Below are 20597 nucleotides of genomic sequence, written 5' to 3' on the forward strand. Positions count from 1 at the left end.
GCCCACCATTACTCAAAGCAACTCTCTCATCACTCACAGGAGTAACCATCGATGCCCAGGACACATCGCCGGATATCAGAGTCCTCATTGGTTAGCTCGGCGAGCGTCACCGCGGACCGTCCGGCCAGGCGAGGACGGCGGCTGCGCGATGCCGAGCCGCTCGGCCGAAGTGCAACTCCTCCGCAACGGCAACGAAGCACTCCACCTCATCAGATCATAGGGCCGCGACGAAGCCCGCATGACTGAGCACCAACCGAAGCGTTCCCCGGCCAACCGGCCTCGGTGAACTCGCCCGGTCGGCCAGGACCCACCTCGCACCAAACTGCCATAACCTCAGCCTCTAACGCTCACTAATCAGAAAGGGCGACATATCACTGAACGTAGAAAAATAAGTTAGCAGGCGGTCAATTAATCGATCGCCCCCTGGACGTCAGCTCGCCGCGACATACATATTCATCAGGGATATGAGTGTTTTAAGGGGAATCGTGGGACCTCGGGGCGGCGGACCGTTATGGATGTATCAACAGAAGTTCGGGAAAATAGAGTGGGTCATGCGAAGGCTGCCGCCGAGCGGTATCGCTGGAGCGGCTCCGAGCGTGATGAAGCCTGGCGGAGGCAGGAGCGGGGTGAGGCGTTCCCCGACTCGCCGGAGATGCTCGCGGCCCGCGCCGCCCGCCTCATCCAGCGCAACGGGGTTCCGGTCGAGGCGGCGATGGAGGCCACCCGGGCCGACAGCCTGGACCGGCCCAGGATGTACGAGCGCATCCTCGGGGTGGCCAAAGACCTGCAGGCGTGGAGCTTCCTGCCTCGTGGCATGCGGGCCGCGCGGACCGTCGCACGGATCTCCGTCAGCGAGAACGGCCGCGAAATCCCGATCGGCACCGGCTTCCTGGTCTCGCCGAGGCTGCTGCTGACCAATCACCACGTGTTCCCCGGCGCCACGGCGGCCCGGTCGGCCTTCGTGGAGTTCGACGCCCAGGTCACCATCGACAACATCCCCGACGTGTCCAGGCGGTTCACCCTCGCCCCGGACACCTTCTTCATCGCCGACCCCGATCTCGACTTCGCCCTGGTCCTGGTGAGCCCCGGTGCCGACGGCCGGCCTCTGGGGGAGACGTTCGGCTGGAACAGGCTCAGTGTTCAGACGGGCAAGCTGGTCATCGGAGAGCCGGTCAACATCATCGGCCATCCCAGCGGCCGGCTGAAGGAGATCTCCATCCGGGAAAACCGGCTGGAGGCACGGCTGGACGACTTCATCCAGTACCAGACCGACACCGAACCCGGCAGTTCCGGCTCCCCGGTGTTCAACGACCAGTGGGAGGTGACGGCGCTCCACCACAGTGGCGTGCCCAGGACCGACGACCAGGGCCGGATCCTGCGGCGGGACGGGCAGATCTGGCAGGAGGGAGACGGCGACGACGCCGTTGACTGGATCTCCAACGAGGGCGTGCGCGTCAGCGCCATCCTCAAGCAACTGGCCGCGCTGCCGCTCGACACCGCTCGCCTGGCGTTCCTGGCCGAGATGGGGCCGGAGGCCGGGCTCCAGAACGGCGCCGCCGCGCGGACGGCCGTCGCCGGCTCGGTCCCGCCTCCCGCCCCCTCGGTTGACGGATCACCCGTCGAGACAGGCGTACGAGCGGATGACGCGTACGTCCGGACCACCGCGACCCGCATCGGCTTGCCCTCCAGACCGACCGCGTTCGGCGGGTCCAAGCACCTGGTCTTCCTGCACGGCCGCGGTCAAGAGGGACGTGACCCAGAGCAACTGCGCCGGTACTGGACCGCCGGGTTGAACGGCGGACTCACCCGAGCGGGGCTGACCACGATCACGCCGGCCGACGTCTGGTTCCCCTTCTATGGGCTGCAGCTCGCCCAGGCCCTGCGAACACGGGAGGCACCTCGGGGGGTCGTCGACGATCCCGTCGAGGCGGCCGCACCGGGATCCGGCGCCACGCGGCGGCTGTACGAGCAGATGATCATTGAGGCGGCGACCCGGGCAGGCATGCCCGCCGAACGGCCGGCCCGGGCGGAAGGGCTGGGCGACGCCGTACACCAGGGGTTGAGCTGGCTGGCCAACACCACCAACCTGGATCGGCTGCTCATAGCCGCGATCTTCGGAGATGTGGCCGCGTACCTCGACGACCAGCGGATCCGGGAGACGGTTCTGGACTGCGTGCTCCAGACGATGCCGCGGACCGGCCGATTGGTGCTGGTCAGCCACAGCCTGGGCACGGTGGTCGCGATGGACCTGCTCACCCGGCTCGACCCGAGGGTCGAGGTCGAACTGCTCGTCACCGCCGGCAGCCCGCTCGGTATGGACAGCGTCCACAAGCGCCTGCTCACCGGCGGGCCCCAGCGGCCGGGCCGGGTGGCGCGCTGGTTCAACGCCTGGTGCCCCATCGATCCGGTCGCCATCGGCTGCCCACTGGGCGATCACTGGCAGGGAGAGCTGGCCGAAACCCCCGTCACCAACCCCGCGGGCCGGGCCCACGACATCGAGGAGTATCTCGCTCACCCCGAGGTCGCCCATGTGATCGGGATCCCGCTCACGTCGCCGAGCCCGGCATGAACCCCAAGCAGTGTCGAACATGACACCTGGGCCGCTCAGATCGCCGGCGACGGATCCGCGCGGGACCAGCGTGCGACCGATCACCGCCCGGCCAGTGTCACCCTCGCTCATCCCTGAAGCGATCTTCGAGGGCCTCGATCAGGCCGGCGATCATGCCGTCGGGCGAGGGACTGTAGTGGGGTACGGCCCATCGAGTGATCTTGGCGTCGATCACCGTGGGCCGGCCCGAGCTCAGTGCCGCGCGGAACGCGTTCTCGAACTCCTCGAGCGTCTCCACTCGGTAGCCGTCCGCGCCGCACGCACCCGCGTAGGCGGCGAAGTCCGGATTCTGGAACTCGACCAGCCCCGTCTCCGCGTAGGTCGCGATCTGAAAGAGCTTGATCAACTTGAATTCCTGGTCGTCGAAGATGACCCAGATGACGGGGATGTCGTGCTCGACGGCCGTCATCAGTTCGAAGCCGGACAGCGAGTAGCACCCGTCGCCGCAGCCGACGACGACCGTCCGCTCCGGTTGTGCGACCTTCAGCCCGATGGCGCCGTTGACGTGCCCGGCCATCGGCCCGAACGAACCGGCCTTGCGGAAGTTCTGGCCTTCTTCGAGGTCCACGTAGTAGCCGAGCCACGCCAGATGCGCACCGGCGTCGGCGAGGACGACGCCGCGCTCCGGCAACATCCGCCCGATCGCCTGCGCGAGCTCTCCCGGGTGGATCTTCCCGGTCAGGTGGGTGATGTGCCTGGCCTCGTAGTCCCTGCCGTCGACCGCGACGGCCGGCACCTCGCCGACCCGCCGCTCCAGCGCGTCGACGAGGGCCGCCACGGCCGGTCGCGCGTCGGACAGGAGCGCATAGTCGGGCTTGTACGCCTTGTGGAATTCGGTGTCCGAGATGTTCACGTGAATGAGCAGCTTGCCGTTGAACAGGTCTTTGCGGTAGTTGAACGTGGCGTGCTGGTTGAGCGAGTTCCCGATGCACAACACGACGTCGGCCTCGCGGAAGGCCTTCCAGGCGCTCGCGTGGCCACTGTCGGCGAAGACGCCCACCGAGAGCGGGTGCCCCTCGGACACGATGCCCTTGCCGTCGAGTGTGGTCAGCAGCGGGATCTGGAACCGCTCGATCAACCGCCTGATCTCCGGCCCCGCTCCACTCCGGACGGCGCCGAAACCGGCGAGTGCCACGATGCGCTTCCGCCTCGCGATGGCCTCCGCCAGCACCGATGCGATCTCCTCCACACGTGCCGGGTCGGGCAGCACCCTCGCGACGTCAAGCCGGATGGGTCGCACATCCCCGGCCTCGACACCACGCTCGGTCAAGTCCTCGGGTACGTGGATGTGCACCGGTCCTGGCCGCCCCTCGAACGCGATGTTGACCGCTTCCTCGAGTACGTCCCACGTGTCGGCGGCGTCGGTGAGCAGGAAGGACTTCTTGGTCGTGGCCGCGAACATGGCCCGCGAGTCGGGTGTCCTGTTCATGCCCGAGGTCTCGTTGAGTGAGCCCCATCCCTGCCATTTCCTGGACGCGTACCCCGAGACGGCGAGGACCGGGTAGGAGTCGGACATCGCCACGGCCAGCCCGGAGAACAGGTTGAACGCCCCAGGTCCGGCCGTGGCGAAGCAGAAGCCCAGCTTGCTCGTGTACATCGCGTACCCGCAGGCCATGAACGACGCGGCCTGCTCGTGCCGGGTGATGATCGGCCGGATCCGCCGCGAATGCTTCAGCGCCAGCATCAGGCCGGCGGCGTTCTCCCCGGCACCGCCGAACGCGGCATCGACTCCCACGCTTTCGAGCCCTTTGACGAGAGCTTCGTAGACCTTCATGGCGTCCTCCCCGCATGCGGCTACATGTGCCACTGCGCGGCATGCCGCGCGTGCGCGCCGGTCGTTCCGTTCACGAAGAACCGCTCGTAGTACTCCGGCTCGACATGGTGGGTCTGCAGCCAGATGCCGGGCACGTGGACGGCGTCGGCATGTGCGGGGAACCGCCCGTGCGTCGCGTGCAGGTACACACAGACGTCTCGTACGCAGTCGATCACCTGCTGGTCGTACTCGCCCGCCTCGGCCAGATAGCGCTGCCCGTAGTCACCCTTGTAGACGCGGGCGAACGTCTTCGTGTCGGTGTAGATGCCGTCCGGCCCGAACTTCGCCCGCACGACGCTCTCGACGGCCTCCTCCATCGAGGGGTAGTTGGGCGGGCAGGCGGCCTTGATGAGGTGCTCTCCGCCGGCCCGGAGCCCGACCGGATGGGAACGCAGAGCGGCGTACTTCGGCAGCGGTACGTGCCAGCGCAGGATGTCGGGGAGCCGGAAGCGCGGCGTGACGAAGTCGAAGCCCAGCATCCGGCCGTACGCCCGGGAGAATTTCGGGTCGCCCAACATGATCTGCGGGTGGATCGTGGCGTGGATCCAGGCGCCGAGTCCCATGGCGTCGGCGACCAGCATCATGTTCTGCACGAGCAGATCGGCCTCGACCTGGGTGCGCATCGGCCCCAGGGCTCCGAGCGGCAGTTTGAGGTCCGCGTTCAGGAACCCGTTGCGCACCCATTTCCGCACGCCTGCCGGGCGGTAGAAGTTGCGGTCGTCGACGAGTGCCGGCCTGGCCCCCTCCGGCTGGGTGAGCAGGTACATCAGCCCGTTGATGTACTGGTGGGACAGGTCGACCACGGGCAGGAAGATCGTGGTGCCAGGGAGGTTGGACAGGAAGCGGTTGGAGTCCAGGTAGGCCGGGAAATCCCGCATCCCCTCGGCGACGTCGAGACGGTGGGGAAGGACTCTTACCTTGGCCCGGCGGGCCCGTTCGACCAGCGTGCCGGCGTCGAAGGGCAGGTCCGGGGAGGGTTCCAGCTTTCTCAGGTAGTACGTGCCGCTGTCGTTGATCATGAAGAAGTGGGTGCCCTGGGCGTTGTCGGGGCTGCCCGCCGTACGACCTGCGGTGTTGAGATTCGGCTTGGCCATGATGGGCTCACCGTCGCGCGGGTCCTCGAACGGACGGTCCGGCATGGTGAGGCCGGAGCAGCCCGTGAGGGCGATGAGCACGGCCTCCTCCAGCTCCGTCAGCGGCATCGGACGGTGCGGTGACCGGTAGCTCATCGAACCGGCCGGAACGGACGCGCCGCGGCTGACCCGATGGGTCCGCCGCCTCCAGATGGTCTCCAGCAGCGGCCGGGAGAGGAGGTCTTCCAGCCCCTGATGCCTGATCGCCTGCTTCATACTCGGTCACGCCTTTCGGGCATGGTCGGGCGCCATGGCGCGAACGCGCTTGCCGTTCTCGGCAGGAAGCCCGCCAGTTCGGGGCAGTGCCGCAGGATGACGCTCTTCATGCCGTTGCGTTCGATCCAGTCCAGCCCCAGCGGGGTGTAGATCTCGGGCCTGAAGTCGACGGTGAGGAAACGGTCGCTCTGCAGCCGCCGGCTGGCCATGAGGATGAAGATGCGGAACGCCGTGTCGCTGAAGCCGAAATGTTCGGGCGGGTTCTCCGCGTACAGGCCGACCATCGTGTCGATGTCGTCGACCGTACGGTAGACGTCCTTGAGCCGTGCCAGCGTGTCCGGGTCGGAGGTGAGGTCTTCGAAGCGGCGCAGGCGCGTCTTGTGCAGACCGGCGCGGAAGTCGTTGTAGCGCGGAACGCCGCGGCGGCGCGTACGGACGAGGTCGACCACGGACAGGTCGATGATCTCCCCGTTGCGCTCGAACGCCTGGAGCGCACGCGGATAGTTGTACAGGGTGATCGCCCCCGGGTGCGCGATGCCCAGCGAGTAGAGCGAGTTCGTGAGACCGGCCTTGCGCATGAGGGTCTCCGTGGCGGAGCCCTGCACATCGTTGAATCCCAGGGTGCCGAGCGTCCGGCCGGACCTGTGATCGGCGATCTGGTAGTCGTCCGGGATCAGCGGGTGCATCCGGTAGACGGTGACGAAGTCCTCGGTGAGCGAATAGGGCACGTTGTGGTGGTCGGGCAGGGTCTCGGGGATGCCGGTGAGCGCATGCGCGTCGACCAGCCACAACCCCAGGCGGGTCAGCCAGTTCTGCGGCGGCCCCGCCCAGTTGGCCGTCAGCCCGATGTCGATCAGTTCGGTCGCGAGGATCGCGGGGGTCCACTCCACAGTGTGGATCTTGGCGATGAGGGCGGAGATGACGAGCCTCGCCGTGTGGTACACGGTGTTCTCGTCCATGCGGGGGTACTCGCTCCGCAGGGCCTCGCAAACGGCGTTGTGCTCACGGGCGAACAGGGTGTGCATGACGCTGAGACCGAGCCACCAGTTGTCCCTGAAGCCGGTGATCGGGATGCCGTCCGGGCCGGGCAGCAGGTGGCCGTTCTCCAGATGCAACGCCGCGCTGCCATTCGGCTCGCGCAGGGACTTCGCGACGCTCTCGTCCCCGCCGTAGACCTCTGAGCCGTCCCACCAGTGGGAGGCAGCGTTGGCGGACAGGATCGGCGGCTCCGCACCGCCGGCCGGGCGCACGCCCTCGTCGTCGGCGAACCGCATCACCGTCTCGGGCGCTCCCCCCGGGGTGTTGGTCCAGGTCATGCCGGGCGGCAGCGGCACCTCGACGCTCTGGTGGCGCTTGTGCTCGACCCAGTCGTGCACCTGGAACTGGATCCAGGCGGCGGCGATGATGTTCAGCGACCGTGCCGGGATGAAGGTGTCGCGGTGGAGCAACTCCCTGCTGACGGTCACCGGATTGGGCGTGTCGAAGAGGTCGGGCCGGTAGACGGGTGGGAGATTGCGGCCGAAGGCCGAGCCGAGAGCCCCCATCTTCGGTGCGGACAGGTCGTTGTAGGTGCCGTCATAGGTGCGCCTGACCCGCAGGCGCTCATCGATGGGCGAGGCGACCGGATGGGCCTTCGGTACGGCCTCGCGAATCTCGGTGTCGATGAGGTTGTCACGGCGCAGCACCTGCCGGAGGGCTTCGATGTTGAGCAGCCCGAGCCAGGTCGGCAGCTTGTGCCAGGGGACGAACCGGTTGAGGACCCGGAATCCGCTGCGCAGAAACCCGCCGACGACGACGTTGCGCTTCGGCGTCGGCGTGCGGAAGCGATACCCACGGCGATGGGCACTGGCAGCCTCGTAGGCGGCCTTGCGAGCGCGGTTCAGGTTGCCGAGGGGGCGGAACTCGTCGGTGGTGTTCCACGGGTCGAAGGCCAGCTGGTCGACCTGGAGCGCGATGGCGCGCGCGGCCGCGGTGTCCAGATCCTGGCGCGGGATCGTCAGCGTGGCCACCGGGACGACGGGCGCGTCCTCCTCCCGCCAGTCGGCCGCGCCGTTCTCGATGGGCGTGCTCCTGGCGTCCTCGTAGCGCTGTACGCACAGGTCGAAGACGACGTCCGCCCTGGCCAGCCGCTCGGAGAGCTCGTACCCCAGGTAATCGGGATCGCTCCGCGACGGAGGGGGTGCCGCCGACGCGCCCGCGGCGGGGCGGAGCCGGTAGCGTACCGGCCCGGCGTCGCCCCACAGGATCGCACCGCGGCTCCAGTACGTCTCGAGGGCGAGGCTGCGCACCTCGCGCCCGGTTCCCGCGGTCACGTTACGCCGCATGCGCGCGGCGGTGGACCACCCCACCGCCAACGGCAGCTTGGCGTACACCGCGATCCCCTTGCGCAGGGTCGAGTCCGCGCCCGCCATGGCCTGCGCGAACGCGACGAACTCACGTGCGTTCCGCGCGTGGGAGACCGGATAGTTCGTCATGAGAAGGTCATGGGCCTGATCCGGCCCCACCTGGATCCGCAGTGCCGCACCTCGCAGATCGGGTGCGAAGTCCGGCTGCCGGGCGCCGCTCGCGTTGGACAGCCGGACGATGACCGGGTATTCGGCACCGGGCTGGGCGAAGCCGGTCCGCAGGTCCTCGGGAAGATCTGGCTGGAACCTCAGCCGGGCGTTCTCGACGCCGAGGATCGCCTTCGCGTGAAAGGTCCGCTCGATGGCGGCCGCACCGCTGCGTTTCTTGATTCTCAACTGGACCCGCATGAGATCGCGGGCGAGCTTCTCGAAGATCGCCCGCTCGACCTCGGGAGTACCGCCGACGTAACGCTCGTACTGCCCGGCCGGGGGCGCTTCGCGCACCGCCGGAGCTTCGCCGACTAGGCGCTCTTGCTGCTTGGTCATGCGAACTCCCTCGATGGATCTTTAATAGAAGCGCGATTCCATCATCCATGAGGTGAGAACAAATCCGAACAATGCACATCACAAGCGGCCGAAAGATTATCTTCAACGACTTATAGCCGAACGAAAGAATGCCGCCTTATTTGTTGATTCTTCGCCGGGAGACATGCGGTTGTTCCGTGCGCTTACCCATTCCCGGCACGCCCGAGGCCGCCTCTTGGGACGCGCCTTTCCTTGACCGACCACGTTTAGCGGGGTCGCGTCCGACTCACCTGAGCCAGAGCGCCAGCGCGAGGGCCCTCCGGCGCGGTGATGATCACCACGACCACGGCCGGCGTCGTGCCCGGCGACCGCTCTCCGGACATCCCGACGAACCGCTCAACGGGCAGGCCGGCCAAGAACCCGACAGCAAGTTGTACGCTCGCGAGTCCCGCGCTACCCCACGTAGGCCCTCCCACAAAGACCGTCAACCCGATGCCCGCGGTCGATGGCGGGCGGGATAATCAGGCTTCGGCGGCGACCATGCTCTCGATGATCAGGTGGTCATCCGTTGGCGAGCACGTCGGCCAGCCGGTGATTCGGATGAGTCGAACGATAGTGGCTGTCACCCCGGAATTGGCCAGTCGTGACCTGGCGGCGGTGTGCCGTCTCGCACCGCGCACTCCGCCCACCTGATCATCCTGGCGGCCATCGGCCCCGGTCTGCAGGGCTTGCCAAGGTCGATGGCGGCGGAATGATCAGGAGTGCTTCCCCGCGGTGCAGCGGGGCTCAGAGTTTGTACAGCTTGTTGAATGGTGTCGTGATTCGTTCCTGCCGCGATCCGAAATCGACGAGCACGGCGACCTCGTCTTCTACACCGATGACGACGCCAAGACCATATCGATCATGGGTCACCTGGTCGTCCACGCTGAACCGCTTGGCAGGCGGGGCGGGAGGCGGAGGTTTGAAGGGACTTGTGGGCAGGTGACGACGGGGAGCGCCGCTGGCTGGCTTCATCCCCTCCAGTATGTGCTGCCTGGGAGGACGCTCGCGACCGAAGGGCGACAAGTCAGTCAAAATGATCAGGGCCCGGGCGAGGATCTGACTCCTGACCTGGGCCTTCACAGCCGCACTGTCAGCTTGGGAATAGGCTACTGCTCTTGCCGTGCTGAGCTGGGAAAACAGGGGTGCAGGTCAGGGTGGGTCGAGTGACGTGAGTCCCCGTGATTCACCGCTGATCGCCATCCGTTCTGGTACGTGATCATGCCCCCGACCTCTTCCTTATCAGGACCGTCCAGGCTGTGATCAAGGACTCGGACCCGGTCCTGACCAGTGCTGGACGGTGTCGACGTGAGGCGCTGTGTGCCGTTGTTGCGGTACCCGCTACTCGGCGCGATCGCCGACCTGCATTAGCGCGACGCCCACCCATAGCTCAGCCCTGGCCGCGGAACCCCTGGTTCTGCGGGCGGGTTGCGCCAGCGCTTGCAGGCCAGCGGTGGTTGGCGCTGGGTTGTGTTGCTGAGGTTTGACAACGCTCTTGCGTTCGCGGTTAGCGTCAGGGATCCTTGACGACTATGACATTGAGGCTTGCTGAGATCCCCGATCACGAGGGCTTCGCCGCGCCGGTGCTCCCCAGTGGCGAGCTGGCCCCGTCCGCCAGTGCCTTCACCAAGACCTTCGTCGGCTACCAGGCCACATGTTCCTGTGGGTGGGCCGACCGGCGCCGATTCCCGGCCACGACGGAGGGGGTCAAAGAGGCGGAGTACCGGTGGTGGAGCAGGCATGCCCCTCCACTGCTCGCCGCCGCACCACCCAGAGAGCTGCTGATCAAGTCAAACCTCCTGTGCGAGCAGATCGTGAAGCTCGCCGTCGAGCGTCCTCTCGCCGCCCTCACCCTGCTATCTCAGGTAGAGAGCTGGCAGCGTACCCTGCTCGATCAGGCCGTCGCCGGGGCCCGGGAAGCCGGCGCCTCCTGGACGGAGGTAGGGGAGGCAATGGGGATCTCCAAGCAGGCCGCCCACGAACGGTTCAGGGCGCACGTGAGCACACAAGAGCACGGCAAGCTTCCTATCCCGCCAGATGGTCACTGATACGGTCCTGGCTGAGCAGGAACGGCCGGTTCTGACGGTGCCGAAGGTTTGCTGCCGTATCTCCTCGCTTCCGCGCCCTGGTGCTGCTCGCCACGTTCGGCAGGAGAACTCGTCACCGGCACACAATGATGACGAGGACGACCCAGATGGCCTACTGGGTCCCGCCGGGTGATCGTCAGGCCGAGACCGGGTCGCGCACCATGAATACGTCCACCTCGTCCTCGGTCTCGACCGTGAACCCGTGCCGCTTGTACAGCCGGCGGGCCGAACTGCCCTGGAGCACGTTCAGCCGGACCACGGCGTCTTCGCGGTCGCACCGCTCCAGCAGCCGGCTCAGCACAGCAGAACCGATGCCCCTGCCCTGCGAATCCGGATCCAGGTAGAAGTGCTCCAGCCAGTAGGTGTCCTTCGCCGGCCGCAGCGCCACGCAGCCGGCCAAGGCACCACCCACCTCGATCATCCAGGTGTGCGACGGCGTGAACCCGTCCCGCAGCCGCTGCCGCACACGCTGCTCGTCGTACCGCCCGAGCCGCTCGAGATCCGGCCTCAGCACCACGGCCCGCAACTCGGCCACCGCCTCGACGTCCGCCACCGAAGCCGGCCGAAGCTCCCAGTCCGCCATGATCGTGATGTTATCGCCCCGGGTTCTGCCAACCCCGGGAGGCTCCTACCGATCACCCGCAACCCCTGGAAGCGGCCGGGCTCACCCGCCCTTCACGACGGCGCTCCCGAAGTCTGCCGGGCGTTCGAGCAACTTGTAGGCGCGGGCCAGATCGGCGACCCGCTGGAGTTCTGTCAGGTCCAGCTTGGCGGGATAGGAGCCGAGCGCGACGCCTGCGGCCATTGCCCTGGAGATCCTCGTGTAGCGGGGCAGCGCGTCGCGCACCTGCTGGGGATCGCTCGCGATCAGGCGCTGCGCCTTGGCCAGCGCGCGCTGGAAGGCCGCCAGGGTGCGAGGGTTTCCCCGGATCCACTTGTCGGTGGCCGTCATGCCTGCGGTGTACAGGTTCGCGAACTCCTGGGTCATCGCGTCCTCCACGATCCGCGTGTGCTTGGTCTCGCGGCCCACGGTGACGAACGGCTCGGCCAGCAGGGCAGCGTCGAACTGCCCGCTGTGCAGCGCGGAGACCATGTCGGGATAGGGCTTCTCGACCAGCACGACGTCCCTCAGCGTCAGCCCGGCCCGCTTCAGCACGGCTGTCAGCGCCAACGGCCCGAGCCCCGTGAGGTTCGGGACCGCGATCCTCTTGCGCTTGAGGTCGCTCGCCGTCCTGATCTTCGACTTGGCGTTCACGGCGACCGCGAAGCTTCCTTGCGCGGCCTGGTACAGGCCGGAGACGATCTTGAACTCCTTGCCCATCTCGTTCACCTTGAAGACCATGGCGTAGTCGGTCTGCGCCAGGTCCAGCGCGCCAATTTCGACCTGGTGCACCGCTGCCGCCGCGCCGGTGATGATCGTCGGCTCCACCGTCAGCCCTTCCTGCTTGAAATAGCCCTTGGTCAGGGCCACGAACACGGGCACCGACTCCACGGTCGGCACCACGCCGACCTTGATGGTGGACTGCTCGGGCGGGCTGGACGGGCGGGCGGCGGCGCGCGGCTCCGCGGGCAGCGCCCGTACCCCGACGGTGGCGGCGAGCACGGTGACGACGACCACCACGACGGCGGCCAGCGCCGTAAAGTTGCGCCGCCTGCGCTGATGGATCTCGATCGCCCTGGCGCCCAAGTCGCGCTCCGGCATGTCGTCCGCGATGCGGCCGAGCTGTTCTCCGAGCCAGGTCATCGGCGTGCCCCCTCACTATGGGCCGGGTCGTCCAGAACGGGCAGTCTCGGCGCCAGCTCGGGCGCCAGCGCACGCAGGCGGGCCAGGGCGTGGTGCGCCTGGCTCTTCACGGTGCCGACGGAGCATCCCAGCAGGTCGGCGACGTCACGTTCGGTCCGGTCCTCGTAGAAGCGCAGGACGAGCACCGCGCGCTGCTTGGGCGTCAGCCGCATGAGCGCCTGGCGCAGGACGATCCGCAGGACGGCGGAGTCCTCGGGCGAGTAGGCGCGATCGGGCGGCTCGGCGCTCGGCACCTCGCCGGAACCGCGGCGCCGCCGCCACGAGATGTACTGGTTCACCATGGTCTTGCGCGCATAAGCGTCAAGGTTGTCGATGTGGCGTAACTTCGACCACCGCCCGATCATGCGGACCAGCACACTCTGCAAGAGGTCCTCTGCGAGGTGGACCTCTCCGGTGAGCAGGTAGGCCAGGCGCATCAACGGGCGTTGGTGAGCATCCACGAACGCCTGGAAACTGGCATCGCGATCCAACGTCTCTCCTCATGTCGGTACCCTCCAGACGCTGTGGGCGCGGCAAAAGGTTGGCACTCCTGAGCAGCGGGCGTACGGAAGTGACGGGTTACTCACACCGCCCTGCGGCCGTTGGCGTAGGTGAGCACGGCGGTGGCGAGCATGAGCACCGCGGCGGCCGGAGGCAGCCACGACGCTCCCCACGCGGAGCAGGTGACTCTCATGGTTGTCACCGCAGAGGCCGAAATGTATCCCCCAAGCAGTACTCCCCTGTAAGCAGAGCGCTCAGCCCTCGCCGGTGCGCAACTCACCGGTGGCGGTCCCCCCGACGCGAGCAAGGCGGCTGGGAAGCCGCAGGAGGATGGGAGGTAGGATAGAGGGCATGAGCGAGCCTACTGGCAAGTATTCGATCACCATGCCGCGCGACATCGCGGAGGCCGCCCGGTCCCGGAGCGGCCCTTCTGGCTTGTCCGCCTACGTAGCCGCCGCCGTCGCCCGCCAGATCGAGCGCGACAACCTCAGCGAACTCATCCAGGTCGCCGAGGCCGAGCACGGCCCCATCACCGACGACGAGGTCCAGGCACTGCGCGACCAGCTCCACCAGGCCCGGCAGGGACAGGCCCACGGTGGGGCGGACGCCGCGTGACCCGTTCTCCCGCCACCCCCGGCGGCACCCTCGTCCTCGACAGCGAGGGACTGGCCAAGGCCGTCCTGCGCGACCGCACTGTCACCGCATGGCTCGCACTCGCCCGCGCTGACGACCTTCGCGTCATCACCTCCGCCGCCACCCTCGTCGAAGTGGTCCACCCCCGCATCAACCGGCCGGCCCTGGAGTGGACGCTGTCCCGCCTTGTCGTCGAACCGGTCACCGAACAGATCGCCCGCCACGCCGCCACACTCCTGTCCGACGCCAGCCTGCACGGGCACAAGTACGCCATCGATGCCCTGCTCAGCGCCACCGCCCTCGCTGCTCCTGGCCCCGTCACGGTCCTCACCTCCGACCCCGAGGACCTCGCCGCCCTGTGCGGCGGACGCGTCATCGTCATCAAGGTCTGAGCTGTGCTTCTCACTCTGCTCTGCCAGATCACGTAGTCGCCGGATCTCGCGTAGATTTCCTGATCGCTGAGCACTGTGATCACAGTCAGCCCTTGCCGCCCGCGAAGCATCATCCCGATTCTGCGCGAGCACATGGACACCTACGTCAAGGACGAGCCGGGCTCGCTCATGTTCCCAGTAGGAACGGCGGCCGCATTCGTCGCAGCGGCTTCAACAGCCGGACCCGAGGGTCAACGTTGTGACCGAGATGGGGCTGCCCGGTCTCCACTCCCACGACCTGAGGCACACGGGCAACATGCTCGCCGCCGAATCGGGCGCGGGGCTCAAGGACCTCATGGCACGCATGGGACACGCCAACGTACGAGCCGCGGTGATCTACCAGCACGCCGTCAGAGGCGCGGACGAAGCGATCAACCAAGGCCATCGACAAACAGCTCACGGCGCGCGATGACGACGAGCATGGCGGAGCGGCGGGAGCGCTGGTCCCCGCAGGATGATCAACACCCAATGGCCGCTAATGACCCGAGAAAACCGAACAACTCCAGAAACGATCAAGGCCCGGATCGGGAATCACGCCCTGACCTGGGCCTTCATAATGAGGGTGACGGGAATCGAACCCGCGCTGTCAGCTTGGGAACTGCATCGATCGCGGCCCGCTGGGGCGGCTGAGCTGCGCGGAAGGCCGGTCCTGAGTGACCGTGGTTGACCCCTCGTCACCCTCCTAATGGCCCGCTAATGGCCCGGCGATCAGCCCGCTACCTCGTTCCTCGCACGACGCGCACCCCTGCCAGCCAGATCATCCTGTCTGCCGTCGACCCGCTTGAGGGGGAAGCGCCCATGGCCACGGGGAGGTCCTTACTGGGAGACGTAACGAGCACACCGCATGGGGTAATCCCCTAGACCGGTGAACCTGCGCATCCACCAATCGGCTTGTCGCGAGGCTCGCAAAGCGCGACCTCAACCGAGAGGCGGCCTGCATCGGATGTAGGCTTGGAGAATATGACTAGATGGTTATAATCGCTGTATGAGCTGGGAGGTCAGCCTTCATCCGGAGGTGGAGGCGTGGTATCTGACCATATGCGCAACCGATCCGGAGACTGCAGACCTGGTCAAGGACGCGATCGATCAGCTCGCCGAGGAAGGCCCGACGGCGCGCCGTCCTCTGGTCGACCGGGTACAGGGCAGACCACAACATGAAGGAACTACGCCCGCCCTCATCGGGGACGAGTGAGATCCGGATGCTGTTCTGCTTCGATCCGGCAAGGGAAGCGATCTTCCTGGTGGCCGACGATAAGGCTGGCAACTGGAACCGCTGGTATCGGGAAGCGATACCACTGGCTGATGAACGATTTGCCCAGCACCTGATCACGCTCAAAGAAGAAGAGCAGGAGGAGCGATGAGCACTCGGTACAGCAAGTGGTCGGATGTCAAGGCCAAGGCGGCAGCGCTCGACCCGCGAGACGCGACGGAAAGAGCTGCTGGAGAAGTCGTCGCGCGTGAACGCCGCGAAGCGTACGTCCGCGGATTCCAGCTCGCCGAGATCCGTCAGGCCGCCGGTGTCACCCAGACTGAACTCGCCGACACCTTGGGTGTCAGCCAAGCTCGCATCTCCAAGATCGAACATGGCGAGGTATCCGGCATCGACGTCGTACGAGAGTACATCGCTGCGCTCGGGGGTCACTTGGATCTCGTAGCTACGCTCGGCGACCGAACCTGGAAAGTCGCCTGAGGGGCGTGCCGATCTACAGCCAAGTAGTTCAGAACTTCGACCACGTCAGCCCAGACACAAGCCGTCACCCGGGCTTTCATACTGAGAGCGGGTGACGGGAATCGAACCCGCGCTGTCAGCTTGGGAATTGCAGAGATTTTGGCTCGTAGGGGGCGTTGACCTGGGACTGAAGCCGGGCGTGAGTGACCGTTGTTGACCCCTCGTCACCGCCCTTAATGGCACGCTAATGGCACGACGGTCAAGTGCTCTCTGTTCAACGGAGCGGGAGCGCTCGCACTCTGATGCCCGCGGGGGCGAAGGCCACAATCGCACCCGTCGACAGGTGAGGTTCGAGGACATCAAGGTGGTTAAGGATGATATTCACCAGCTCTGGCGGTCGAAGCTCAAGGATCTCTCGTACGAGCATGACCGAGGGCTTGGTCGTACGGGCCTGAGCCAAAAGCGCGCCGAAGTCCGTATCCGCCGAGACGATGACCCGGTTGTCCGCCATGGCAAGGGCCATGATCGTGGAGTCCGGCGCACTCGTTGCTTGGAGGTCGCGCACGTGCACCGCATCGTGACCGGCCTTCGTTAGCAGTTCAGCGACGCGCGGTGAGAGATTCTCATCGATCAGGAAGTTCACGCCGGCTCTCGGAGGCGGTAGAAGTGGACGTTCGTGGAGGCCGCTGCGTACTCCAGCCCCTGCTTGATGTCCTCGCGTTCGAGGTCGGGGTAGTCCGACAAGATCTCATCGAAGGTCCATCCGGCCGCGACGAGCCGTACCACCGTCTCCACGGTGATTCGCAGTCCTCGGATGGTCGGTTTGCCTTCGAGCTTGTCGGGCTCGACAGTGATCCGATCGAAGTTCATGATGTCTCCCCTCCATCTCGATACTGCCAGCTCGCACCCGCGCTAGCGACCACGATACTGCGGCGACATGAAGAGAGATGAGGAAGATCAAGGCAACCGGCCAGCACCAGGGGCCTGGCTGAGCTTTCTGTGGAGCGGGTGACGGGAATCGAACCCGCGCTGTCAGCTTGGGAAGCTGATGTTCTGCCATTGAACTACACCCGCGTACGACCTGAAGTCGCGCCCCCCACTGTAGCGGAAACTTGGCGTACAACAGCAATCCCAGCGCCCCGCAGTTCCCGGGAGGGCGGTAGGTTGCTCTGCGTGTTGCTATCTGACCGTGACATCCTCGCTGAGATCGACTCCGGGCGGCTCGCGCTCGATCCGTTCCATCCGGAGATGATCCAGCCGTCCAGCATCGACGTGCGGCTGGATCGGTTCTTTCGGGTGTTTGAGAACCATCGGTATCCGCACATCGATCCGTCGGTGGAGCAGCCGGATCTTACCCGGATGGTTGAGCCTGATGGGGAGGATCCGTTCATCCTGCATCCGGGGGAGTTCGTGCTGGCGTCCACCTATGAGGTGATCTCCTTGCCGGACGATCTCGCTTCTCGGCTGGAGGGGAAGAGTTCGCTTGGGCGGTTGGGGTTGTTGACGCATTCCACCGCGGGGTTCATTGATCCGGGGTTCAGTGGGCATGTCACGCTGGAGTTGTCGAACGTGGCCACGTTGCCGATCAAGCTCTGGCCTGGGATGAAGATTGGGCAGCTGTGTGTGTTTCGGCTTAGTTCGCCTGCTGAGCATCCGTATGGGTCGGCCAAGTACGGGTCGCGGTATCAGGGGCAGCGTGGGCCTACGCCGTCTCGGTCGTTCAGGAACTTTCATCGGACCAAGATCTGAGCGGCTTGGTCTACGGGGGTCTCGGATGGTCACGAATGCGCTGAAGGGTCACAACTGTGCTGAGGGCCTCGCGGTCTACGACCTCAGGGGCCCCTAGCCACGTGGTCTACGACCTCAGGAGCCAGGTCAGGGTCTACGAGCTCAGGATCCCGGCACCTGGCCGGTGGGCGAGGATTGGGTCGTAGGTAGGGTCAGGTGGCCGAGGTTGGTCGGCCTGGGGGCTGATCGATTTAGGTAAATAACGCGGTCGGGCGGCTTGGATTTCGGGGGTGTGAATCCGCGTTTCGCCGCCGATCGTTACAAATAACCACTCAGCGTAATCGGGTGCGCTCATCGGATCAGTCCAGAAGCCTGGCCGCTACGGGCTTCCCGGAAAAAGGCACCCAAAGTACTCTCTGTCCCGGTGTCGCACAACATACGCAGGGTAACCAGAAGGAGAAGGGGACATGAAGTTCGCATTTCGCCTGGTAACCCGTACTCTCTTCCACGGACCATCCCCGCACATCTGGAGAACGACGTGCGCCTGCGTCTCACGCCACGTGAGGACAGCTACTACGACCTGTTCGCCGATTCGGCGAACAACCTGGTCACGGCATCCCGTCTGCTGGTAGAGATCATCAGCGACGGATCGGACAGGGAGACCCTGGCCGAGAAGATGCGCGCTTGCGAGCACGCCGGGGACGAACGCACCCATGCGATCATGAACCGGCTCAATGAGAGCTTCATCACTCCGTTCGACCGTGAGGACATCTACCGCCTCGCGTCCAACCTCGACGACGTGATGGATGCCATGGAGGCCGCTTCCGACCTCATCGTGCTGTACCAGATCGACCATCTCCCCAAGGACGTCGTACGGCAGGTCGAAGTGCTCGAGCGGGCCGCCGAGCTGACCGCCGAGGCCATGCCGCGGCTGCGCTCGATGAAGAACCTCAACGAGTACTGGATCGAGGTCAACCGCCTGGAGAACCAGGGTGACCAGGTCTACCGGAGGCTGCTGGCGAAGTTGTTCAGCGGCGAGTACGACGCCCTCACCGTCATGAAGATGAAGGAGGTCGTCGACGCGCTGGAAGAGGCGGCCGACGCCTTCGAGCACGTGGCCAACACCGTCGAGTCGATCGCGGTCAAGGAAAGCTAGGACCAGGTGGACCTCACGCTCGCCCTCGTCATCGGCGTGGTCGTCATCGCTCTGGCCTTCGACTACACCAACGGGTTCCACGACGCGGCGAACGCCATCGCTACCTCCGTCTCGACCCGGGCCCTCACGCCCAGGGCCGCGTTGTTCATGGCCGCCGCCATGAACTTCATCGGCGCCCACCTGGGCACCCAGGTCGCGCAGACGGTCGGCAAGGGCATCATCGACGCTCCGGGCGGCTCGCATGGCCTGGTCGTCGTCGCCGCGGCGCTCATCGGCGCGATCGCCTGGAACCTGATCACGTGGTACTTCGGCCTGCCCTCCTCCTCCAGTCACGCGCTCATCGGCGGCCTGGTGGGCTCCGCGCTGGCCTCCGCCAGCGTGGTGCACTGGGATGGCGTCGTCGAGAAGGTCGTCATCCCGATGGTGTTGTCGCCGTTGATCGGGTTCACCCTCGCCGCCGCGATCATGATCGCAATTTATTGGATCTTCCGCAACAGCCAGCCGGGCAAGACCAACCGGGGCTTCCGCTATTCACAGACCGTCTCCGCTGCGGCGATGGCGCTCGGGCACGGGCTGCAGGACGCGCAGAAAACCATGGGGGTCATCTTCCTGGCCCTCACCGTCGGCGGCCTCGCCAAACCTAGCGATCCCATCCCGCAGTGGGTCATCTTGGCCGCCGCGGGGGCGATCTCGCTGGGGACGTACGCGGGTGGCTGGCGCATCATGCGTACGCTGGGGCGGCGCATCATCGCTCTCGACCCGCCGCAGGGATTCGCCGCTGAGTCGGCGGCGGCGACCGTGTTGTACGCGGCGGCCATCGGGTTCGGGGCGCCCATCTCCACCACGCACACGATCACCTCGGCGATCATGGGTGTGGGGGCCACCAAGCGGCTCAGCGCCGTGCGGTGGGGGGTCGCGGGCAACATCATCACCGCCTGGATCCTGACCATTCCCGCCGCCGCTCTTGTGGCCGCCGTTTCCTACTTCATCCTCCATTGGATCGTGGAGTAGGTGCGTACATCACGTCCACGTCCCAGCGGTTGAAGCCGAGGGACTCGTACAGCCCGATCGCCGCCGTGTTGGCCTCGTCCACGTACAACATCGCCTGGGCGAGGCCGCGGGCGCGCAAATGGCTCAGGCCGGCCAGGGTGAGCGCCTTGCCGAGGCCGGTGCCCTGCTGGGAGGGGTCGACGCCGACGACGTACACCTCCCCCAGGGGTTCGTGGCCGTGGTCGGAGGAGCCGTGGATCTTCGTCCAGTGGAAGCCGACGAGCCGGTCGTCGCGGAAGGCCAGGAAGAAGCCCTCGGGGTCGAACCAGGGCTCCTGCTCGCGGCGGATCAGGTCGTCCATCGTCCAGGCGCCCTGTTCCGGGTGGTGGGCGAAGGCCGCGGCGTTGACCTTCAGCCAGGGCTCCTCGTCCTGGCCCGGTACGAAGGTGCGCAGCCGTACTCCGGACGGGAGGACGAAGGGCGCGAGCGGGGCGAACAGGGAGCGGCGCATCTGCCAGAGCGAGCGGACCCGTTCGAAGCCGAACGAGGTCGCGAGGGCCCCCGCGCCCGTGTGGTCGCCGTGTGCCCAGAGGCGCAGCGTGCCTCCCGTCAGGTCCATGACCGATCTCAGGAGGTGGGCGCCGTGGCCCTGGCGCCGGTAGGAGGGGTGGATGACCAGCTCGACGCTCGGGCCCTCCACCTCGTCCGTGGGGTCCATGTGGGCATAGCCCAGCAGAACATCGGAGTACAGGAGCAGCGAGCGCGCCCGCGGGTCGCCGCCGTAGCGTAGGTGGAGCATCACGTGTTCGTTGAGCGGGCGGACGCCGTCGGCCTCCGTTGCCGCCTCCACCAGGCTCAGCACATCGTCGATCTCTGGGTCATCGAGCCGTTCCCTGACCTTCACGCGCACACTCACAGGACGAACTCTAGGCGTATGACT

Annotated in this window: 21 protein-coding genes and 1 tRNA gene; 11 read left to right on the forward strand and 11 right to left on the reverse strand. The window is 66.4% G+C overall.

Translation table 11 applies throughout. The features are described from left to right. The first annotated feature begins 544 nt into the window (after positions 1-544). Complete coding sequence (locus tag ACFLIM_RS34325; protein WP_393172531.1) at positions 545-2569, forward strand: serine protease; 2025 nt, start codon at positions 545-547, stop codon at positions 2567-2569. A gap of 97 nt (positions 2570-2666) precedes the next feature. On the opposite strand, the gene ACFLIM_RS34330 is transcribed toward ACFLIM_RS34325, so the two are convergent. The 4 genes from ACFLIM_RS34330 to ACFLIM_RS34345 all read right to left on the reverse strand — a co-directional run bounded on the left by ACFLIM_RS34330 (position 2667) and on the right by ACFLIM_RS34345 (position 9762). Beyond that, positions 2667-4382 (reverse strand): thiamine pyrophosphate-binding protein, encoded by a 1716-nt coding sequence (locus tag ACFLIM_RS34330; protein ID WP_393172532.1) that lies wholly within the window; start codon positions 4380-4382, stop codon positions 2667-2669. Between the two features lie 20 nt (positions 4383-4402). After that, positions 4403-5770, reverse strand: a complete 1368-nt coding sequence (locus ACFLIM_RS34335) for a hypothetical protein (protein ID WP_393172533.1) — start codon at positions 5768-5770, stop codon at positions 4403-4405. Continuing rightward, a complete protein-coding gene (locus ACFLIM_RS34340) occupies positions 5767-8661 on the reverse strand; it encodes a peroxidase family protein (protein ID WP_393172534.1) in 2895 nt (964 codons plus the stop codon). Before ACFLIM_RS34340 ends, ACFLIM_RS34335 begins: the two co-directional genes overlap by 4 nt. Before the next feature lie 765 nt (positions 8662-9426). Then, on the reverse strand, positions 9427-9762 hold the full coding sequence (locus tag ACFLIM_RS34345; protein WP_393172535.1) for a hypothetical protein: 336 nt from the start codon (positions 9760-9762) through the stop codon (positions 9427-9429). 449 nt (positions 9763-10211) lie between these two features. On the opposite strand from ACFLIM_RS34345, the gene ACFLIM_RS34350 reads away from it, so the two are divergent. Then, on the forward strand, positions 10212-10727 hold the full coding sequence (locus ACFLIM_RS34350) for a hypothetical protein (protein WP_393172536.1): 516 nt from the start codon (positions 10212-10214) through the stop codon (positions 10725-10727). 175 nt (positions 10728-10902) lie between these two features. Here ACFLIM_RS34350 and ACFLIM_RS34355 read toward each other — a convergent pair whose 3' ends face one another. The 3 genes from ACFLIM_RS34355 to ACFLIM_RS34365 form a co-directional block, all read right to left on the reverse strand. Continuing rightward, positions 10903-11349 (reverse strand): GNAT family N-acetyltransferase, encoded by a 447-nt coding sequence (locus ACFLIM_RS34355; RefSeq protein ID WP_393172537.1) that lies wholly within the window; start codon positions 11347-11349, stop codon positions 10903-10905. Between the two features lie 81 nt (positions 11350-11430). Then, positions 11431-12510: an ABC transporter substrate-binding protein gene (locus ACFLIM_RS34360; protein WP_393172538.1), complete on the reverse strand. Its 1080-nt coding sequence runs from the start codon at positions 12508-12510 to the stop codon at positions 11431-11433. Further along, complete coding sequence (locus ACFLIM_RS34365; RefSeq protein WP_393172539.1) at positions 12507-13040, reverse strand: SigE family RNA polymerase sigma factor; 534 nt, start codon at positions 13038-13040, stop codon at positions 12507-12509. The genes ACFLIM_RS34360 and ACFLIM_RS34365 overlap by 4 nt, the downstream gene beginning before the upstream one ends. Positions 13041-13401: 361 nt before the next feature. Here ACFLIM_RS34365 and ACFLIM_RS34370 point away from each other — a divergent pair, with 361 nt between their 5' ends. The 6 genes from ACFLIM_RS34370 (at position 13402) to ACFLIM_RS34395 (ending at position 15804) form a co-directional block, all read left to right on the forward strand. Further along, positions 13402-13665, forward strand: coding sequence for a CopG family transcriptional regulator (locus tag ACFLIM_RS34370; RefSeq protein ID WP_155355627.1), 264 nt, complete (start codon positions 13402-13404; stop codon positions 13663-13665). Continuing rightward, complete coding sequence (locus ACFLIM_RS34375) at positions 13662-14075, forward strand: PIN domain-containing protein (protein WP_393172540.1); 414 nt, start codon at positions 13662-13664, stop codon at positions 14073-14075. Before ACFLIM_RS34370 ends, ACFLIM_RS34375 begins: the two co-directional genes overlap by 4 nt. A gap of 247 nt (positions 14076-14322) precedes the next feature. Further along, the gene (locus ACFLIM_RS34380) at positions 14323-14526 is read left to right on the forward strand and encodes a tyrosine-type recombinase/integrase (protein ID WP_393172637.1); all 204 of its coding nucleotides are present in this window, start codon (positions 14323-14325) and stop codon (positions 14524-14526) included. Between the two features lie 573 nt (positions 14527-15099). Then, a complete protein-coding gene (locus tag ACFLIM_RS34385) occupies positions 15100-15306 on the forward strand; it encodes a hypothetical protein (RefSeq protein ID WP_393172541.1) in 207 nt (68 codons plus the stop codon). A 7-nt stretch (positions 15307-15313) separates the two neighbouring features. Next, positions 15314-15475, forward strand: a complete 162-nt coding sequence (locus tag ACFLIM_RS34390) for a type II toxin-antitoxin system RelE/ParE family toxin (protein WP_393172542.1) — start codon at positions 15314-15316, stop codon at positions 15473-15475. Next, complete coding sequence (locus ACFLIM_RS34395) at positions 15472-15804, forward strand: helix-turn-helix domain-containing protein (RefSeq protein WP_393172543.1); 333 nt, start codon at positions 15472-15474, stop codon at positions 15802-15804. The genes ACFLIM_RS34390 and ACFLIM_RS34395 overlap by 4 nt, the downstream gene beginning before the upstream one ends. 253 nt (positions 15805-16057) lie before the next feature. On the opposite strand, the gene ACFLIM_RS34400 is transcribed toward ACFLIM_RS34395, so the two are convergent. From ACFLIM_RS34400 to ACFLIM_RS34410, 3 genes are all read right to left on the reverse strand, one after another. Continuing rightward, positions 16058-16426 carry a DUF5615 family PIN-like protein gene (locus ACFLIM_RS34400; protein ID WP_393172544.1) on the reverse strand — a complete coding sequence of 123 codons (369 nt, stop codon included), beginning with the start codon at positions 16424-16426 and terminating at the stop codon, positions 16058-16060. Then, entirely contained in the window at positions 16423-16653 is a 231-nt protein-coding gene (locus ACFLIM_RS34405) for a DUF433 domain-containing protein (RefSeq protein WP_103961631.1), read from the reverse strand. Before ACFLIM_RS34405 ends, ACFLIM_RS34400 begins: the two co-directional genes overlap by 4 nt. Before the next feature lie 130 nt (positions 16654-16783). Then, positions 16784-16857 (reverse strand) — tRNA-Gly (locus ACFLIM_RS34410). A gap of 99 nt (positions 16858-16956) precedes the next feature. Between ACFLIM_RS34410 and dcd the strand changes: the two genes are divergently transcribed. From dcd to ACFLIM_RS34425, 3 genes are all read left to right on the forward strand, one after another. Next, positions 16957-17532, forward strand: coding sequence for a dCTP deaminase (gene dcd, locus ACFLIM_RS34415; protein ID WP_393172545.1), 576 nt, complete (start codon positions 16957-16959; stop codon positions 17530-17532). Between the two features lie 517 nt (positions 17533-18049). After that, complete coding sequence (locus tag ACFLIM_RS34420; RefSeq protein ID WP_132627671.1) at positions 18050-18667, forward strand: DUF47 domain-containing protein; 618 nt, start codon at positions 18050-18052, stop codon at positions 18665-18667. A gap of 6 nt (positions 18668-18673) precedes the next feature. Further along, on the forward strand, positions 18674-19678 hold the full coding sequence (locus ACFLIM_RS34425; protein ID WP_393172546.1) for an inorganic phosphate transporter: 1005 nt from the start codon (positions 18674-18676) through the stop codon (positions 19676-19678). Here the strand turns inward: ACFLIM_RS34425 and mshD are convergent. Further along, entirely contained in the window at positions 19653-20573 is a 921-nt protein-coding gene (mshD, locus tag ACFLIM_RS34430; protein ID WP_393172547.1) for a mycothiol synthase, read from the reverse strand. The two genes, ACFLIM_RS34425 and mshD, sit on opposite strands and share 26 nt — an antisense overlap. Positions 20574-20597 lie beyond the last annotated feature (24 nt).

The sequence above is a fragment of the Nonomuraea marmarensis genome, assembly GCF_043197025.1.
In the GTDB taxonomy this organism is placed as follows: Bacteria; Actinomycetota; Actinomycetes; order Streptosporangiales; family Streptosporangiaceae; genus Nonomuraea; species Nonomuraea marmarensis.

What these genes read in the sequence shown, in the direction of transcription:
- ACFLIM_RS34330 (WP_393172532.1), bottom strand. Translation starts at nt 4,382, where the DNA reads ATGAAGGTCTACGAAGCTCTCGTCAAAGGGCTCGAAAGCGTGGGAGTC.
- ACFLIM_RS34335 (WP_393172533.1), bottom strand. Translation starts at nt 5,770, where the DNA reads ATGAAGCAGGCGATCAGGCATCAGGGGCTGGAAGACCTCCTCTCCCGG.
- ACFLIM_RS34340 (WP_393172534.1), bottom strand. Translation starts at nt 8,661, where the DNA reads ATGACCAAGCAGCAAGAGCGCCTAGTCGGCGAAGCTCCGGCGGTGCGC.
- ACFLIM_RS34350 (WP_393172536.1), top strand. Translation starts at nt 10,212, where the DNA reads ATGACATTGAGGCTTGCTGAGATCCCCGATCACGAGGGCTTCGCCGCG.
- ACFLIM_RS34355 (WP_393172537.1), bottom strand. Translation starts at nt 11,349, where the DNA reads ATGGCGGACTGGGAGCTTCGGCCGGCTTCGGTGGCGGACGTCGAGGCG.
- ACFLIM_RS34360 (WP_393172538.1), bottom strand. Translation starts at nt 12,510, where the DNA reads ATGACCTGGCTCGGAGAACAGCTCGGCCGCATCGCGGACGACATGCCG.
- ACFLIM_RS34370 (WP_155355627.1), top strand. Translation starts at nt 13,402, where the DNA reads ATGAGCGAGCCTACTGGCAAGTATTCGATCACCATGCCGCGCGACATC.
- ACFLIM_RS34380 (WP_393172637.1), top strand. Translation starts at nt 14,323, where the DNA reads ATGGGGCTGCCCGGTCTCCACTCCCACGACCTGAGGCACACGGGCAAC.
- ACFLIM_RS34385 (WP_393172541.1), top strand. Translation starts at nt 15,100, where the DNA reads ATGAGCTGGGAGGTCAGCCTTCATCCGGAGGTGGAGGCGTGGTATCTG.
- ACFLIM_RS34390 (WP_393172542.1), top strand. Translation starts at nt 15,314, where the DNA reads ATGCTGTTCTGCTTCGATCCGGCAAGGGAAGCGATCTTCCTGGTGGCC.
- ACFLIM_RS34395 (WP_393172543.1), top strand. Translation starts at nt 15,472, where the DNA reads ATGAGCACTCGGTACAGCAAGTGGTCGGATGTCAAGGCCAAGGCGGCA.
- ACFLIM_RS34405 (WP_103961631.1), bottom strand. Translation starts at nt 16,653, where the DNA reads ATGAACTTCGATCGGATCACTGTCGAGCCCGACAAGCTCGAAGGCAAA.